Genomic DNA, 17,343 nt, shown 5'->3' on the forward strand with positions numbered 1-17,343 from the left:
ATGGTCCACCGCTCGCCCGAGGAGGCAGCTTCTTCTGACAGAGCCTCTTAATCGGAAGCTTTCAAGTTGGCTCTCGCTTAATTTATGGGCATTCTGAAGCGCATGACTTTTGGTGTTTTCATTCATCGAACAGACTCAATCTACGATGATGTCCCTTCGGAAAGATATCAGTTTCCGAAACAGTACCTCACACGTGCGCAGCAGTGTGAGGGCGATTGGATTGTTTATCTTGAACCTTCAAAAGTGAGGGGCACGAAAGGTTATTTCGCCGTGGCCAAAGTGCAAGAGATCATTGCCGACCCGCGAAACGCTGACATGCATCTAGCTGTCATCGAACCTGGGTCATATCTAGACTTTGGCGACCCGGTACCGTTTCGCGATGCTGACGACATCATAGAGCAGGGCCTTTTGAATGATGATGGAAAGATATCGGGCCGTGCTCAGGCAGCTGTAAGAGTGCTATCTCCAGAAGACTTTGCACGGATCGTTGAACGCGGTCTCGGAAAGGATGACGATATCCTACCACGAACTGATCAAAGCGTGCCGGTCAGTGGTTTGCAAGAAGCGCATGCACCATTTCAACATCTGCCCGCCCGTCAACGGATAAGCCAGTTAACGAACCGTGCTGTTCGTGACCGGAACTTTCGAAAAAACGTGCTCCGCGCCTACGGTGAACGATGCGCAATAACAGGGCTACGAATTATAAATGGCGGCGGACGTGCAGAGGCCGAGGCCGCTCACATAAAACCAGTGGAGCATGACGGCCCAGACATTGTGAGCAACGGGCTCGCACTATCCGGCACTGCACATTGGATGTTTGATCGAGGATTGATTGGGCTATCCGACGATTTGGATATACTCGTATCCAGACAGAGTAATGATCCTGATGCCGTAAAGGCTATCGTCAACTCGTCCGGTAAGCTTATGGCTCCAGACCGTCCTGCCAACCGGCCGAGGCGCGAGTTTGTTGCTTGGCACCGAGAAAATTGTTTCAAGCATTAGCCCCCCCCCCTTTTTCTTAGTCGTTCACTGGACCTACTGCAGCTTCCGGCACATCCTTGACCGAGAGCATTCTCAGCTGAGCGCGGGTCAGCTTCTTGGATGCAACTGCCAGCCGTTTGGCCTGGCGGCGGAGATAGGTCTCAAACAGGTTGCGCACGGCGTGGCCGTTGCCGAACCGGTCGCCGCGCGCGGTGTGGATAGGCCGATATAGGGCTCGCCTGCCTTATCGATTGCCTGGCGTGGAGCATGCCAGCAAATCCCGCTGTTTCTTCTGACAGTGCCCATCGTGTCTTAGATTTGTAAATTCAATAATTTTCCATTATGGAAAATCACCAGCCGACGCATAGCCATTATACTGAGTTAGCTAATCGCCCAGATACCATTCGTAAACCTCGCCGAGGTAGCGGCGTGCTTTGTCGCTTAATCGGGCGATGCCTAGGGTGCGGGCTAGGGTTAGGATGGGGTCTTCGGACTGAGCGATATCGGCGGCACAATCATCCAGTACCGATGCGATCTCCGTACGGGACACCTCTTGGATCCATCGGTTCTCCAGACCGCGATATGGCGTACGCTCGGTAAAGCCACCTTGCGGCCAGACAAAGACTTTGCCAGTTTCATCGCACTGATCGGTATGCGCGGCTGCCTCCTGAACACGGGTGTTGATCTGTTTGCCGGTTCGTTGCCAGCCATGGCGGCGGGCAATTTGGGCAGCAAGCGAGTTTATCGGTAACGGTGCGTGGGCCACCAAGACCTCATCGATCATCGCGCGCAATACTGGTAAATAGTCGTCGTTGTAGAACCGTTCGGGATCTGGAGCTTGAGCTGGAATTTGAGCACGATCAGGATTTATCATGCGGTCTAGCGCGGCACTTGGCTTGATATCTGACGCTGATGGCCCGGCATCGACTTCCAGTTCAGCCTCTTCAGCTGCTTGATCGGCGGCTACGGCTTCGGCCTCACGCTCCTGCCGAAACATCGTAAGACGATCATTCAGCGCTTGATCCAAACGCTCAACAACCGTGGCCGCATCGCGGAACCAATCGGTCGACCAGACCCGCAAGATATGCCAGCCGAGCCCCTCCAAAACGGCTTGCCGGACTTTATCCCGGTCGCGGGCGGTGGCGGCACTGTGGTAGGTCGCACCATCACATTCAATCCCTGCCAGGTAAGCGCCGGCACGCTCGGGATTGACGATGCCGAGATCAATACGGAATTTCGAGACGCCGATCTGGGTACGGACCTCCCAGCCCTTTTGGCGCAACGCCTCGGCTACCGCCTCTTCAAACGGATTTTCCGCCGGGCCAAGTGATCCTTGATCCGCCGCCTTAAGCGCCTCAGCACCACGCGCCGCGTAATCCAAGAACGCCTTTAGGTGCTGAACCCCCATGGCTTTGGTGCGGGAGAGGTCGATATCATCGGGTAAGATCGAGGAGAAGACGTGCAATTCTTGGCGGGCACGGGTAACGGCCACATTTAAGCGCTTCTCACCCCCCTCTTGGTTCATGGGGCCGAAATTCATCGATAGCGTGCCGGTCGAGGTCGGCCCGAAAGTGATGGAAAACAGCATTACATCACGCTCATCACCCTGAATATTCTCGAGGTTCTTCACCATCAGAGGCTCTTGCCGATCCTCAGCAAAGAACCATTCAAACGCCGTATTCGCGCGCCGCATATCATCCAACAAATCCTGGATCAGGCCCTGTTGTTCAGCATTAAACGTCACCACCCCCAGGGTTGGGCGGTCTTTCTCCTCAAGGGCCAGCCACTCAATCAGCCGCGTCTTAATCATCGCCACGACCGCCTTCGCCTCAATCGGGTTCTTACGCCCCTCACCCCGGGCATAAATGCCCTCGACCTTATGGAATTGCACCGCCTCACTGCCGGTCGCTGGCGCCGGGAAAGTGACCAATCGGTCGTTGTAATATTGGCTGTTTGAGAACGCGATCAGCGCTTCATCACGGCTGCGGTAATGCCAATCCAGCTGACGGCTTGGGATACAGTTTTTCACCTCTTCCAAGATCGACGGCATATCCTTCGGTACGCCACTATCACCGTCGTCATCATCGTCATCATCCGCTGCCCGACCAAAATTATTAGTCGGTGGCATTTGCTTGGGATCGCCGACAATGATCGATTGCTTGGCCCGCGCAATAGCGCCCACCGCATCCCAGGTGGTGATCTGCGACGCCTCATCGAAAATCACCACATCAAACGCGGCCTGGCCAGCTGGTAGATACTGGGCAATCGACAGGGGTGACATCAACACACAAGGGGTAAGTTTTGAGAAGGTTGTCGGCATATCCGCGAGCAAGGATCGGATTGTCTTACGTGGGCGCGTCTGACCGCGCAGTTTTTTCAGCTGACCCAGCTCTGAGCCCGAGGGTATCGGTGTATTGGCACCCGGCAGGGAGTGGTGGATGCGCCGCATAAGCTCCTGAGGCGCCTGTTTTGATGCCTTACGATCCAACTCACGGAATGCCCGGATAGTGTATTCATGACCGAGCAAGGTGAACTGCCGCAGGCATTGATGGCTATCCATCGCCTTTGGTAACCACCAGCGCGCGTAAGCCTCACGCAAGGCGGTGCGTAAGCCATGCTCATCCGCAAGATTTATCTGATCGGCCTTGAGCGCATCGATGAGCGGCCCCAGCCCCTTTGCGAGCGCTTTGTTCTCAACGCTGCGCCAATTGACCCAGTGCTGAAGCTGGGTTTTCGCGGCCGCCACGTGATCTAAAGCCGCCATCAAATCGGGCGCGGTCAGATTATCCGGGATCACGCCGCCCTTATCGGTGAACGCGATTGCAGCTTGTTGATAGGCATCAGAGGCTGATTGCCACGCGTCAAACACATCTTGTAAGTTCTGGCCCTGGCCTTGCATCAGCCCGTTTTGGGCGGCCTCCCAGGCTACCGCGTCGGTGACATGGGGGGCTATTTTCTGGATTGTGTCGCGGGTCGTGATCGCCTGGGTAATCAACGCCATCGCGGCCTTGCCATCACGAGCATCACCCGCAAGGCTTGCCACGGGGTTATCGCGCAGCGCCGCTAAACACTCACGGATTGTCCGCAGGGCGCGCAGATCACAATCCGGGTCAGCCACACCCTGTGCCGCATAGGTCGTGAGCAGTTTGCGCAGCTGGCGGCGTTTGAAGAAAGAAAGCGGCCAGATGGCCGTGCTGGCCCGCCGCCAATCGGCGTCCAAATCATCGAGCGGTATCCGTTCAATCTCCGCCTCATCGTAATGGGCCACCAGCTTTCCTTGATATTTGGCCAAGCGGTCCAGCTGCTTTTGCAACGCCTCACCGTCTTGCTCAAGGTCCGCCGCCGGGCGATCAGGCACGGCACGCACATCGAGTGCCGTCGGTTTGAGCCGTTCGGCCAAGGCCGTGAACAACGCCGCATAGCCCGCGTCTAACGCGTCACCCGGTGCCAAACCAAGGGCAGTGGTCAGCGCCTCTTTGCAGTCCCGCAGCCGCGCGGTGGCCGCGTTCAGGTCATGGGCGGCACTAATGATCACATCTTGCCAGCCAAAGGACCAATCGGCAGCACCGATCACGATGAGCGGCGGCGCATCACCGGTTGCCGTGAACGCGCGTTGCAGATCATCCGCCAGATCAAGCAGCGCGGTAAAACTCTTCTGATCATGCAAGTCTTTGTTGTGCTTGTGGAATTCGATTGTCAGGCCTTGGGGCTTCTTGGCAATCCAGCCTAGGGCCTCGTAGATTGAGATACCTTGAGTGCCTTTGGCGTGAATGGCTTGAACATAGGTATTCAGCTCATCACGTTTGAGGCGCAGACCTTCATTGATATTGACCCATTCTTTCTCGGTGTATTGTGCCGACCGATCCCAAGCCCGGCCTAGCTTCTCGATCACCCGCTTACGGTCGGTTTTGTTGGAATGAAGCTCAAGCACAGCATCGCCGACCCCGTGATCGTCTAGGCGGCGTTTCACCACATCAAGAGCCGCAGCTTTTTCCGCCACAAACAAGACGGTCTTTTTGTTGGCCAATAGCTGACAGATCATGTTGGCAATCGTCTGGCTTTTGCCCGTTCCCGGCGGCCCGATTAACACGAAGTCCTGGCCTTGTTCGGCGGCAACCACGGCGGCCAGCTGCGAGCTGTCGGCGGGNAAGGGGGTGATCAATTGCTCAGGCGCTTTTTTCCGGTCCAGAGCATCGGGCTCTATCGGTTCACGAACACCGCTGGAAAACGGCCGGTCTGGGTTATCGAGCAGATAGGAGACCAAGCGATTGGTGCGCAATTGATCGGTACGGTCGACCAAATCCTTCCACATCAGATATTTAGCAAAGGAAAAGGTCGAAATGGCGGTTTCCTCAACCACCTCAAAACCGGGCACGTCTCGTACCGCGCGGCGCATCAACTCAAACACCAGGGGGATATCAACCCCGCTCTCATCTTCGGGCAAATCGCCCTCAAGAGATGGCAGATCAATCGCAAAATCGCGTTTCAGAAGTTGCAACAAGGTTGCGTTAAACCGGGTCTCATCCTCATGATGGGCAAGCCGGAAATTCGACAGCGCCGAGGCGCGGCTCAATTTCACCGGGATCAACAGCAAGGGCGCGCGATAGGTTTTGGGGTCCCCATCCCGTTGCCAGCGTAAAAACCCCGCCGCCAGGAACAGGGTATTGGTGCCGCCTTCCTGCATATCGCTCTTCGCCTTGCGATACAGGGACAGCAGGCGGTTATCAGCATCCTTTTTGGTCAGATCGACACTGATTTGTTTTTGGGCATAGGCGTTGTCGATCACCCGACCATAAATGTCCTTACGTTCAGCCGATGACACCTGACGCTCGCCAATGGGATCCTCATCCTTGATCGGGTAGACCTTAAAGCTGATGCCGTTGTGCAAATCATCCTCAAAAGTACCCACATCGGGCACCAAGCATGGCAGGGTTTGCTTGGTGTCCCGATAATTGAGTAGGCGGCTTCTTAAGGTGAGGTCTAAGAGCTTACCTTGCCATTGCTCAATTCGACCTTTTGGCGTTGTTGGGGTAGCGTCCACACGGTCATCGGACAGATCCCCCAGCGGTAGGGGCTTCGGTAGAGCGGCGGCGGTTATCGCGTCGTCCTCAGTACCGCCTTGCGCCGCGCTATCAGGGTCAAGACGCCCTATCGTCCGGTGACTCGCCAGGGGGTAGATGCCAGCTGACCGGGCGCGTTTGATATCAATCGCTGCTTGAAACTTATGCTCTTCCGCCTCGCTCAATTGTTGTTTTGCTTGCTGGGAAGCTTGGTCAAGGCCGATGGCTGGTTTTTTGGTTAAGGCCACGGTTTCCGCCACGCAAAATTCCCGCGCTTGGATTGCCTTTCGCACCGCCACCACATCAGGTTCGGTGACCGTGCCAAAATCACGATCTACCAACCACACCCCGACAAAGGCATGGCCCTCAGTGAACACCACAACCGGGTTAAGCCCCGCTTGTTCCCAGGCGGCGGCCATGAATAAGGAAGTATCCAGACAGGTGGCCAGACCCTCGCGGGTGACCCGCTCGGGCAGGCGAATTTTCTGGCCTTGAATCTCAAACGATGCGGGCGGGTTGCTATAGGTCAGGCCCAGCCCAGTGACCGCTGACCAAATGGCCCCAGAAAGCATCCACGCCCGTCCCGGATCTCCGGATTGATAGCCGTCCATGGAACCATCATGGCCTTCGCGCTCTAACAACCGGGCCGCCTCTTTCAGCACGCCGGCAATGGCCGGATCATTGGGCGAGACATAAGCGGCCAGCAACCGGTCCATGGCCGCCAACCCGCCCCAATGGTCGCGGGGCAGCAAATCTATGTCATGAATCCAACTGGCCAATAAATCCGTGCCGTCTTGCAAGTCAGGTTCTTCGGCCATTTGCCCTATATCATCACCGCCACGCCCACCGGTGGCTCCAGTGGCGCTCGTGCCGCCCTCACCCATGCCGTGTAAGGTAAAGGTAAGGGTGCCGCGTTCGGCCTCATCCAAGCCATCGAGCCGTTCGAGATCAAGGCGCAGGTCTAGGTCTTTCAGGACCAATTTTTGGCCCGGCGATAGCTGTTCAATCGACCAGCTTTTAGGGCGCAAAATTGCCGGATAAGCATCAAGGCGTAAGGTTAAACCAGTATAGGCCTTATTCGTCGGGTTGGTCAGGGCCAGCGAGTGGATGACAGGAATTTTGTTTTGAGCGGAGGCGAAATTGACTTTGCCCGCTAACGCCACCTCAAGCACTGGTTCGTGATGCACCGCTTGATCCACCGCATCATCCGCATCATTCGAGGCCAGCACCGGCCGCTCTAAACCATCCATCAGCCCATCCCCTAAGCCCCCAAAAGAGAAGAAGATCATACGCATCAATGTATTAGGCGCAAGTATTTTACGGTGAAAGTAAAGGTTCGCAGCCAGAATTATTCGAACCCTTCGCCCTGCAATAAATCGGCGATATAGGCGGCGGTTGCCTCTTTAGGTATATCATCCAGCTTCTGTTTCTTCACCAAACCCGGGATATCAAAATAGCGATGGCCCATCATACCGCCGGGGGATCTTTTCATTAGGTTGGTCGGCACAAAGTTATCGACCACATAAAAGCGATGGGGGTCGGCGGCAAATCCATCGTAATACGCGTTCGCCGCCTTAATCACGGCCTTGATCTTGTCTTTGTGCTCGTCTGTCAGTTTGCCGAACTCTGTGGTCTGCACCACCAATTCGTGATCGCGCTGGACACAAACAGCGGCGGTGGCCAGACGGCCGATATGGCTGATTTTCTTTTGGTGATAGACGCCTAAGAACTCGGCCTGGCGCCATTTTGGGTTGCGGTGCGCCGGCTCGAAATAAACGCCATAGTCCACATTCTCACGCCAAGATTGGCCACAGAGCAAGCCGACCAGGGTGCGGTATTGGGTTGGTAACAGCCCTTCACCGGCGATGAAGGCTTGGTAATCTTCCAAAATATCACTTAACGCCGGGTCGTTTGCGCATTGATCTTGGAGGATATTAACCAGCTCACCGTAGGTAACCGCGGCAAATTTGATCTTTTTAGCATTCGCTTTCTTGAGCCATTCATCCTTTGTGACCTCGTCTAGCGCATGCGCGGTCAGGCCGATCAAGATGGCGGTGTCATCCGCATGATTTTTGGTGGCGATGGTCTCCATATGCTTGTCAATTTGCGCCGCGCCTAACTCATCGCTATGTTTGGTTTCGATGTAAATATGCAGTGGTTTTTGGCTGATCACCGCGTCCGGTACAGAATGCGCGCCCCGCACCTGTTGCTCAAACTGTGGACCCAGCTCAATTGCTTGGCCGTCGAGCATTGAATTGACGACCCGCTCCAGCAGCCGTGGTGATGCCTGATAGACGTGGCGGAGCATCAGCAGTGTGTTGTTGGTGACATGGTTCTCACGCTTGGAATAGGTCTGGAAATAATTGATCGCCGTCATGGGACTACTCGAAAAGGCTCAGGCATAAGGAATAATATGAGACATAAACTACTACACACATCTGACTGGCAAATTGGTAAAGTTTTCCGTTTTGTCGATGACGGCACAATGGGGTTGCTTCAGGAGGCGAGGCTCGCTGCGGTAACGAGGCTTGGAGAGCTCGCGGTTGAGTACGGTGTTCGCCATGTTCTAGTTGCCGGTGATGTGTACGACATGGAGGCCTTATCGCCGCGCTCACTGAATCAGCCGATGGAACGGATGCGCAAATTCGAAAAGGTGAGCTGGCACCTTATGCCCGGAAACCACGACCCACATCGCCCGCACGGTCTATGGGATCAAATCATGCGACGGGGCGTGCCGGACAATGTGATAGTTCACCTCACGCCCGAGCCGAAGGTCTTTGAAAGCGACGGCTTCGCCGTTCTTCCTGCACCTTTACAGTACAGGCGCACACTTCAGGATCCAACGGCATTTATGGATCACGCGGAAACGCCTGAAGGCATCATCCGAATAGGTCTCGCGCATGGTACAATCACCGGCTTCGGTTCCGTAGATAAGGATATCCCAAACTATATCAGCCCGGACAGACCAAACTCTGCGAAGCTTTCATATCTGGCCCTCGGCGATTGGCATGGACAAAAGAAGATCAATAATCGGGTATGGTACAGCGGCACCCACGAGACTGATGCATTTGATGTCGAGGGCGGTGGACAGGCGCTTCTGGTCGAAGTGGAGGGCCCTAGTGCTACACCAATCGTAACACCGGTCAAGACTGGCCGTTACCGCTGGGTGACTTTGCGCGAGCAGATTAACAGCCGCGAAGAGATTGATGCGCTTAAGACGACCCTGCGCGGAAGTGGTGAAGACCTGAACTGTATTCTCTTGCGCCTGATTATAGAAGGCGCGGTTTCGCTTAAGGACCGACAGTATTTTGAGGAACAGATCATCCATAAGATTTCGGCGGCTTTCGGTTATTTGAGGGTTGATGATACGCGGCTCTTCCCGAGTCCCAGCAAAGAGGACCTCGATAAGATCGACCGGGGCGGTTTCGTGCGAACTGCGGCCGATGTCCTGAAGCAGAAGGCCGAGGACATGAGCGATCCCGAACACGAGATCGCCGCGCTGGCGCTTCAGCGTCTGTACGTCGAGCACATGAAGTTGCAGACGAGGAGCCAATGAAGATTCGCTCCATCGCTGTCAATCAGTTCAAGAAGTTCACGACGCCGATGTGTCTCGACGACATAGGCGACGGCCTGAACGTCGTCGTCGGCCCTAACGAAATGGGGAAGTCAACGCTGCTCCATGCGCTACGCGCCGCGCTGTTCGAAAAATACAGCTCCAAGGCGCAGCCGATTACAGCGCTACAAAACGACCGGAACCAGGCTGCACCTGTGGTCGAGCTCGCATTCGAGGTCGATGACAGGATTTATCGGATCAGAAAGCGGTTCGTAAAGAAGCCATACGCTCACCTGTTCTGCCCGGACGGACGAAAGCTGGAGGGCGATGAAGCGGAGAATACGCTGCGCGATCTTCTCGGGTTCGACGAACCCGGCAAGACGGGCGCGAAGCCCGAGACCCTCGGCATGTGGAATGTGCTCTGGGTTCAGCAAGGCCAGTCCTTTGGTGCGCCCGATCTTCCTGACAGCGCGCGCTCAAACCTTCACAGCGCACTGGAGTCGGAAGTCGGTGAGGTTCTGGGGGGCAGGCGCGGAAGGGCCTTGCCCGAAGCGGTAGATAAACAGCTCTCCGAGTTTGTCACATCCACCGGTAGGCCGCGCGGGTATTACAAGGAGCTAATCGACGAAGTAGAGACTCTGCGTTCCGATCTCGAAGGGCTGCAAAGCCGCCGCACCGATCTCTCCAGGACTTTGGAAGACTTCGAAGCCGCGCAGGAAACGTTCGCGCGGCTTTCGTCGGGAGAGCAAGACCAGAAGGACAAGGAAGAACGGGACGCAGCGCGGACCCGACACAGCGAGCTTGCCAAGCTGGAGTCACGCATTGAAGCCGCGACAACTGATGTTGAGCTGAAGAAGCGCAATCTGGAACAAGCCGAACAGGCCCTTGCCGAGCGTCTCGCTCTGAAAGAGCAGATCACGACAGACGCTGAGGCGGTTGAGGCAGCAAAGGAGAAACTCGATGAGGTTCGCAAGACGGATCAGGAATTGAGGAAGCAAGTCGAGGGCCTTCGCAAAGATGTGAAGAAAGCCGAGGACGCCGTCACTGAAGCTGATAAGGATGTGTCGATGGCCCGCCGCGTTCTTACTGCCGTTCAACGTGAGGGCCGCATTCGCGAGCTTCAGGAGCGGTACGAGAAAGCACACGAGGCTGAAAAGAAGCAGAGGGCTGCCCAACAAGGTGCGGCTGGTATTCTCGTCTCCGATGAGAATATTGAAAAGATACGAGATGCCGCTAAAAAACTGGAAACCGCGCGTTCCCGCCTTTCTGCCGCTGCGACCCTCGTTGCGTTCAATATCCCTTCGGACCGGTTGTCCACGCTAGAGGTCGATGGTGCGGCCCTTGCGGCCGGTCAGACATCGGTGGAAGCGGTCGAAGGGACGACGATCACCATCCCCGATTTCGGCAGCATTTCTGTTCAGCCTGCGATCAAGGATCGAGACAAACTCATCGCACAGCAGCGCGAAGCAAATGACGCCCTTAACGCTGCGCTGGAAGAATGCGGAGCCAAATCGGTTGAGGCGGCAGAGGAACAGCTTGCGAAGCGCGAGAAGCTCTTACGTGATGCGGAACTTGCGCGGCAACAAGCTGAATTGCACGCGCCCGAGGCGGATGACTTCGAGGCCGGTGCGGAGCCGCTTGCCGATCACATTGCGGGCCTGAGGACCATTCTCGAACGGGAGCTGAGCGATCTTGGGATCGAGAGCTTGCCATCGGAGAAAGAGGCAGATCAGGCCCTCGCCACTGCTCAGGAAAGTGCGCAGGAAGCCAGGGACACCCAGTCCACCGTCCGAGCGGCCCTTGGCGGACCGGAAGAAGAGATGGGCCGTGTCCAGACCGAATTGGGAAGTGTGAAAACACGATATGACGATCGGAAAGAACGCCTCAATAAATTGAAGAAGGGACTGGCTGAAGCAGAAGAGCAGGTTTCAGATGATGATCTTAAGACCAGTGTGACGACTTCTCAAAACGCACTGGCGGATCAGGAGAAGAACGTCTCGGAGCTTGAAGGGCAGCGTGAGGGCGAGACGTTGCCGCAACTGGAGGCGCGGATTTCACGGTTGGAAACGGCGCTACAGGAGCGTCGTGACAAGCGCTCTGACCTGAAAGAGAAGGTTGTCAGGCTACAGTCGCACATCGAAGCTCTTGAGGGCGCTGGCCTTGATGAAGCCATTCAGCAGAAAGAACGCGAGATCGAGCTGGCTGACGATCAGCGTCAACGCTACGAGCGCGAGGTTGCCGTGCTTTCCCTGTTGCTATCGACACTGCGTTCCGCCGAGAAAGAGGCGAAAGAGCGATACCTCTCGCCGGTCCTGAAACGCGTTCGCCCCTACTTACAGTTGCTGTTTCCTGGCGCTGAGATCGCGATTGACGAAAACCTGCATATCGTGGGGGTCGTTCGTGAGAACGGTTACGAAGAGTCTTTCGAGCACCTGAGCATGGGAACGCAGGAACAAATCGCCGTACTTGTTCGTCTCGCCTTTGCCGAAATGCTTGTCGAGCAAGGCCAACCTGCAACTGTAGTTCTGGATGATGTGCTGGTGTTTTCCGATGATCGAAGAATGGGTAGAATGTTCGATATCCTCAACATGGTCGGGCAGCAGGTCCAGATCATCGTGCTTACATGTCGCGAGCAACTCTTTGAAGGAATTGGCGGACGCCAACTTGTGTTGCAGCCGCACTCAGGGGCCGATTTGGAATCGGCCTAGCAGGTTGCGCCCTATGTTTATTGACATTTTTGGAATGAAAAGATGAGAATTACTAAAATTGAAATATGCAACTATCGTAGCATATCTCACATATGTATTGATTGCAGCACTCTACTGACGTTACTAGGGCCGAATAATCACGGAAAATCGAATGTCCTTTCCGCGCTGGAGTTTGCGCTGACAACTTCTTCCAAGCCCGTTGATCAGGATTTCTTCGCCCATCGTGAGCCCGGTAATGATGAACTCTGGGTAGAGATGACTTTCACCGAGTTAACCGACCAAGAGCGGAACACATTCAAGAAGTACATTCTGTCAGACGATACTATATGCATTCGGAAGTCAGCCAGGATGATCAATGGCAACTCTGAAACCTCGTACAACGGTTGGCTGGAACAGCCTAACGAGGAATGGCTTCGAGCTGATAATGCCGGTGACTACACATCTCGCGAAAAAGTCAATGATACGCCTTTATCTGATTTAGTTCCCGATAGCGGAAGAATTACAAAAGCTATCATTGAACAAGCTCAAAACGAATATATTGTAAAACATGATGGAAATTTGGAGTTCGAAAGAACTCTCGAAAAAGGCCCATTGCTCGGTCAAAAGAATGTCGGCGGAGGGGTGCTTCCAGAGTTCTTTCTAATCCCGGCAGTTCGCGATCTGACAGATGAAATCCGGATCAAGACGACTACGACCTTTGGCAGACTTATGAATCGTGCGGTTCGCGAGATGGCCGAGCGTGATGAGCGCTTTATCGAAGCGCGAGGTCAGCTCGAAACTGTCATTTCTTCGTTGAATCAGCGCGAAGGCGATGACGAGCACGCCAACGAACTCGCAATGCTTGAAAAAGGCATCGAGAAAGAACTAGCGGCTTGGGGTGTGAAAGTTAATATCGAGGTTACGCCTCCTGAAATAGAGAAGCTCTTTGAGCTCGGTACTGATATCCACCTGGATGACGGAGTGCGAACTACTGCGGACAGAAAGGGACACGGGCTTCAACGCGCCATGATGTTTGCGTTGCTTCGGTCCTGGGCCGAAGCACTACGGGTCGAACGCCAAGCAACAGAGGGGGAAGAGGTCACCGCACGGCGGCAATCGGATACAGTGATATTTGCGATGGAGGAGCCGGAGTTATTTCTTCACCCCCATGCCCAGCGTCGTTTATCTGCTTCGTTGAGGGAAATCTCAGATACACCTGAACATCAGGTTATCCTGTGTACACACTCAACCCACTTCGTAGACCTAAAATATTATAAGGAGGTCGTCATTATAAGCAAAGACGACCCTGCCCAAGGAAGTAAAATCAGGCAATGTACAGCCGAACTATTTGAAGGTGAGGACTTCGAAGATAAGAAGAAACAGTTTCATATGGCTCAGTGGATCAATCCAGATCGAGGGGAGATGTTCTTTGCGCGCAGAGTTGTTTTTGTTGAGGGAGAAACAGAAAAAGTCGTCATTCCCTACCTGGCTGAAAAATTGGGGATTTTCGATCTAGACGTTTCGATTATCGACTGTGGCTCAAAGCACAACCTTCATCTCTACATAACAATCGCGAATGCATTTTCCCTACCATATGTGGTTGTGCATGATGAAGACGCTCTGCCCGATCCGGTGCCAGACGATTGGTGCCCAGATAAGATCAGCTCAAAGCAACGGACATTTGCTCTCAATCAAACTATATCTGATATGGTTCAGAAGCCGATTGGAAAAGTCGTTATGTTATCGCCGGATATTGAAGGCGCGGGTGGTATTTCAAAATCGCAAGGTAAGAAGATTGGAAAGGCGCTAGCTGCGCTAGATCATTTTGAGGCAATGCAGATTGATGATATCCCAGAGCGCTTAAAGGAACTTGTTGAAGCGTGCTACGCACCTCTGTCCGAATCAGAAGAAGAAGCGACGCCCATGCCCGCTGCACCAACCGTTCCGTTATCATGACGAGTTTCCTCAGTGTTTTCTTCAACATTTAACTCCAAATATGTTGTGCCGTACTGGGCTTTCATAAACTGAGCCTGGCTGCGGCGGTCTCGGCCATCCTGCTGTTGGACTAAATACAACGGGCCTCAGATTTCCCGCTTAAGGTCTATTTCAGGCCGCCAGCAGCTGGCGCCATTCTGCGAGGGCTTGGTTGCGGAGTGTCTTGTATGTAGATCGGGTTGTCTGTGAGCGGTCCTGGTTAAAATGGTTATAAACAGAGGCGTGTATTGAGGTGAACTTTTGTAGGCAGCTCATCTGCCTGAACCGGAGCATGGCACACTGCCGTCGCCGGAATTGTAAATGCGCATTCTCCGCCCGGTTGTTCAGGTACCGGCCAGTTTGCTGGCTGGCCTCATTGCCCATCTCAATCATATACCACTTTATGGAGCGCAACTGGCAAACCATGTGATTCTGGTTTGGTCATAGCTGCAACCTTAGCTCTCCATCCTAACCCCGCTTAATAACCCACCAGTCTGGCCAGTCGACCTTATGCGGGGTTCTGGTGTTGGCATAGACCTGCTGCTGATCTTCCACAGATAGCTGTCTGTCGCCCAACCGGCTTAGTGCCAGCTGCACAATCCATGGCTCCAGCATGTATCGGCAGTTCGGCCCGTAGGGATCAAGCTTCTTTACAATCCGCAGCGCGCTTATTGCCTCACCGATGCTGTTCACCTCCGTTGTCCGGATATGAAATTTGTCAGGGACACCCGCCTGACGGGCCTGCCTGACCTTGGGCCCGATCGCCAGGAGCTTGCGCAGATCCGTTGTTGCCCGTGCTGTGCCAGTGAGTGCGTCTTTCTTGATCTTCAGGATCAAAGCCTCTTCCACTGTCACCTGCTTTGGCTGCCCGTTCTGCATGACCGTAATGCTGGCATTGAATACAGCATCATACGGCAACTCAAATGGCGGCTTCCTGGGGCGACCGCGCGGGTTGCCGCTCTGCCCCTTGCAGAAACGCCCATGCGCTGGCGGCGCACCATAACCGGCATAGGCGCCATTATCGGTTGAAGCGCCGCTATCAGTCATCGTACTCCGCTTCAATAACCGGGAGTTTCGGGTCAATTGCGGCCGACCGGACTGCATTCATCCCGGTGTCTGATAGCGCACCAGCCGTTCGCCGACGGGCCATTGCCGCCTCAATCACCCAACTGTCCAGCCTGTTAAGGAGATAGTCATACCCCGGCTCTTCCACCCGAAGCATAATGCCCAGGACATCCATGGCCCGATACGCATTGAACGGCTCTGTCTCCACAACAATCTGCAGAGGGGCTGGCTTAATATGTTTTGCCCGCAGCTCAACCCTGAGCTCCTCACGCTCAATCAGGGCGTGTATAACCTCCTTGATTGCAGTCCGCTTACCTGCAAGCGCATCCTGCACCGTCTTGTACATCAGCGCATCATCGATGCTGAGCGCAGCGCCATCAGCCTTTTGGATCGGCTCATCCAGCATCACCTCTATGGGGGATAGCTCCAGCGCCAGAAGCTGTTGTTTGGATTGGCGGGTCCGACGCTTTCTCGGTTTGTGACCAGCGTCATCGTCATCATCAGACCCGGTCTCCAGAAGTTCGGGACAAGGCCCCATATACTCGTCGCTGAAATCACGCATCGGCAAGCTCCAGCTTTTTGGCGATCTGGCCCGTCATCTGCTCCCAGCGCTCGATTGCGATATCGACATAAGCCGGATCAATCTCCAGCCCAACAAACTGGCGACCCGCACGCTCTGCTGCCAGCAAGGTCGTGCCGGATCCGGTAAACAGATCCAGTACCCGTTCACCCCGCCGGGTTACATCCTTGATCGCATCCTCAACCAGCGCGATCGGCTTGACCGTCGGATGCAGGGCCAGATCAGCGGCCCGGCTCTTCTGGAAGGTATTGACCGAGGCGTAGTCCCAGACATTACTGCGATGGCGACCATGCTTGCCCAGCTCAACCGCATTGAAGTGCGGCTTGTCACCAACCCTGAACACAAACACCAGCTCATGCTTGGAGCGATAAAGCGAACCCATCCCGGCATTGGATTTGTTCCAGACACACAAGTTCAGAAGGTCGCCATAGACCGCGTCACCCACATGGCTGAGATCATCCATATGGCGCCAATCCATACAGACAAAGTGAACTGCCCCATTCTTTGAGACAGAGGCGGCGACCGAGAGGGTTTCGGTCAGGAAGCTTCGGAACTCAGCTTCACTCATCTCACCCGAGGCCATGGCAAACTCCTGATGCCTACCACGGGCATTCACAAAACCATTGATCGGCACATTATAAGGCGGATCCATGAACGCAGCTGAGATCTGGTGCCCCTGCCCCATTACCTGCTGCAGGAACCCGGCATCACGGGCATCACCACAGCCCAAGCGATGATCGCCCAGCGCAAAGACATCACCCAGCCTCGCACGCGGCACTACAGCCGCCTCCGGGACTGGCGGCTCCTCATCCTGGCCAACACTATCCAGAAGCACGTCGATCTCACCGGTCTCAAACCCGGTCAGGGTCAGATCAAAGTCCAGATCCATGGTCTGGATCTCGCCCAGCTCGGCCACCAGCAAATCACGGTCCCAGCCGGCATTGAGCGCAATCTTGTTATCCGCAATCCGCAAGGCACGCTTCTGAACCTCGGAGAGATCACTAAGCTGAATGACCGGTACCTGCGTCAGACTGCAAGCCTTGGCACCCAACAACCGGCCGTGGCCGGCAATGATCTCATCCTGCTCATCGATCAAGATCGGGTTGGTAAAGCCAAAGCTGCGGATCGATTGTGCGATCTGTTCGATCTGCGCTTTGGAATGGGTGCGGGTATTGCGCGGATGGGGCTTGAGGCTGGCCGGATCACGATAGGCAACCGCCAGTGCCGCCGCCACAGGACCTGGAACACGCTCAGCGTTGGTATCGGACTTAGACTTGGGCTTGGATTTGGACATGCAAAATCGTCTCAGTTGTTAGAACTGAGTCGAAGCCTATCCTCAAAGAGCATTAAAACGCAATATGTAGTTGCTCGTTTGCATTTTGTATACTATATCTGGTTGCATAATGCAAACGCAGAATATCACCCGGCAATCGACCGGGCTGT

Annotated in this window: 10 protein-coding genes; 4 read left to right on the forward strand and 6 right to left on the reverse strand. The window is 54.9% G+C overall.

Annotation, left to right across the window (positions count from 1 at the left end):
* Window positions 1-102 precede the first annotated feature (102 nt).
* A complete protein-coding gene (locus CBB62_09940) occupies window positions 103-1,002 on the forward strand; it encodes a restriction endonuclease (GenBank protein ID OUT40509.1) in 900 nt (299 codons plus the stop codon).
* Window positions 1,003-1,366: 364 nt separating this feature from the next.
* On the opposite strand, the gene CBB62_09945 is transcribed toward CBB62_09940, so the two are convergent.
* Window positions 1,367-7,336: a hypothetical protein gene (locus tag CBB62_09945; protein ID OUT40500.1), complete on the reverse strand. Its 5,970-nt coding sequence runs from the start codon at window positions 7,334-7,336 to the stop codon at window positions 1,367-1,369.
* A 53-nt stretch (window positions 7,337-7,389) separates the two neighbouring features.
* Window positions 7,390-8,418 (reverse strand): hypothetical protein, encoded by a 1,029-nt coding sequence (locus CBB62_09950; GenBank protein OUT40501.1) that lies wholly within the window; start codon window positions 8,416-8,418, stop codon window positions 7,390-7,392.
* On the opposite strand from CBB62_09950, the gene CBB62_09955 reads away from it, so the two are divergent.
* Genes CBB62_09955 through CBB62_09965 form a run of 3 tightly spaced genes read left to right on the forward strand, consistent with a single transcriptional unit; the run spans window position 8,371 to window position 14,237 of the window.
* A complete protein-coding gene (locus CBB62_09955; GenBank protein OUT40502.1) occupies window positions 8,371-9,597 on the forward strand; it encodes a hypothetical protein in 1,227 nt (408 codons plus the stop codon). The two genes, CBB62_09950 and CBB62_09955, sit on opposite strands and share 48 nt — an antisense overlap.
* Window positions 9,594-12,302 (forward strand): hypothetical protein, encoded by a 2,709-nt coding sequence (locus CBB62_09960; protein OUT40503.1) that lies wholly within the window; start codon window positions 9,594-9,596, stop codon window positions 12,300-12,302. Before CBB62_09955 ends, CBB62_09960 begins: the two co-directional genes overlap by 4 nt.
* 42 nt (window positions 12,303-12,344) lie before the next feature.
* Complete coding sequence (locus tag CBB62_09965) at window positions 12,345-14,237, forward strand: hypothetical protein (protein OUT40504.1); 1,893 nt, start codon at window positions 12,345-12,347, stop codon at window positions 14,235-14,237.
* A gap of 150 nt (window positions 14,238-14,387) precedes the next feature.
* On the opposite strand, the gene CBB62_09970 is transcribed toward CBB62_09965, so the two are convergent.
* Genes CBB62_09970 through CBB62_09985 form a run of 4 tightly spaced genes read right to left on the reverse strand, consistent with a single transcriptional unit; the run spans window position 14,388 to window position 17,194 of the window.
* Window positions 14,388-14,681, reverse strand: coding sequence for a hypothetical protein (locus CBB62_09970; protein ID OUT40505.1), 294 nt, complete (start codon window positions 14,679-14,681; stop codon window positions 14,388-14,390).
* A 42-nt stretch (window positions 14,682-14,723) separates the two neighbouring features.
* Window positions 14,724-15,302 (reverse strand): hypothetical protein, encoded by a 579-nt coding sequence (locus tag CBB62_09975; protein ID OUT40506.1) that lies wholly within the window; start codon window positions 15,300-15,302, stop codon window positions 14,724-14,726.
* Entirely contained in the window at window positions 15,295-15,882 is a 588-nt protein-coding gene (locus tag CBB62_09980) for a hypothetical protein (GenBank protein ID OUT40507.1), read from the reverse strand. The genes CBB62_09975 and CBB62_09980 overlap by 8 nt, the downstream gene beginning before the upstream one ends.
* Window positions 15,875-17,194, reverse strand: a complete 1,320-nt coding sequence (locus CBB62_09985; protein ID OUT40508.1) for a DNA methylase N-4 — start codon at window positions 17,192-17,194, stop codon at window positions 15,875-15,877. Before CBB62_09985 ends, CBB62_09980 begins: the two co-directional genes overlap by 8 nt.
* Window positions 17,195-17,343 lie beyond the last annotated feature (149 nt).

The organism is Micavibrio sp. TMED2 (assembly GCA_002168225.1).
Taxonomy (GTDB): Bacteria; Pseudomonadota; Alphaproteobacteria; order TMED2; family TMED2; genus TMED2.

Bases quoted from the DNA above. Each gene is read 5' to 3' on its own strand.
- CBB62_09965 (OUT40504.1), top strand. From the start codon at position 12,345: ATGAGAATTACTAAAATTGAAATATGCAACTATCGTAGCATATCTCAC.
- CBB62_09950 (OUT40501.1), bottom strand. From the start codon at position 8,418: ATGACGGCGATCAATTATTTCCAGACCTATTCCAAGCGTGAGAACCAT.
- CBB62_09955 (OUT40502.1), top strand. From the start codon at position 8,371: ATGGTTCTCACGCTTGGAATAGGTCTGGAAATAATTGATCGCCGTCAT.
- CBB62_09980 (OUT40507.1), bottom strand. From the start codon at position 15,882: ATGCGTGATTTCAGCGACGAGTATATGGGGCCTTGTCCCGAACTTCTG.
- CBB62_09985 (OUT40508.1), bottom strand. From the start codon at position 17,194: ATGTCCAAATCCAAGCCCAAGTCTAAGTCCGATACCAACGCTGAGCGT.
- CBB62_09975 (OUT40506.1), bottom strand. From the start codon at position 15,302: ATGACTGATAGCGGCGCTTCAACCGATAATGGCGCCTATGCCGGTTAT.
- CBB62_09970 (OUT40505.1), bottom strand. From the start codon at position 14,681: ATGGTTTGCCAGTTGCGCTCCATAAAGTGGTATATGATTGAGATGGGC.
- CBB62_09960 (OUT40503.1), top strand. From the start codon at position 9,594: ATGAAGATTCGCTCCATCGCTGTCAATCAGTTCAAGAAGTTCACGACG.
- CBB62_09940 (OUT40509.1), top strand. From the start codon at position 103: ATGACTTTTGGTGTTTTCATTCATCGAACAGACTCAATCTACGATGAT.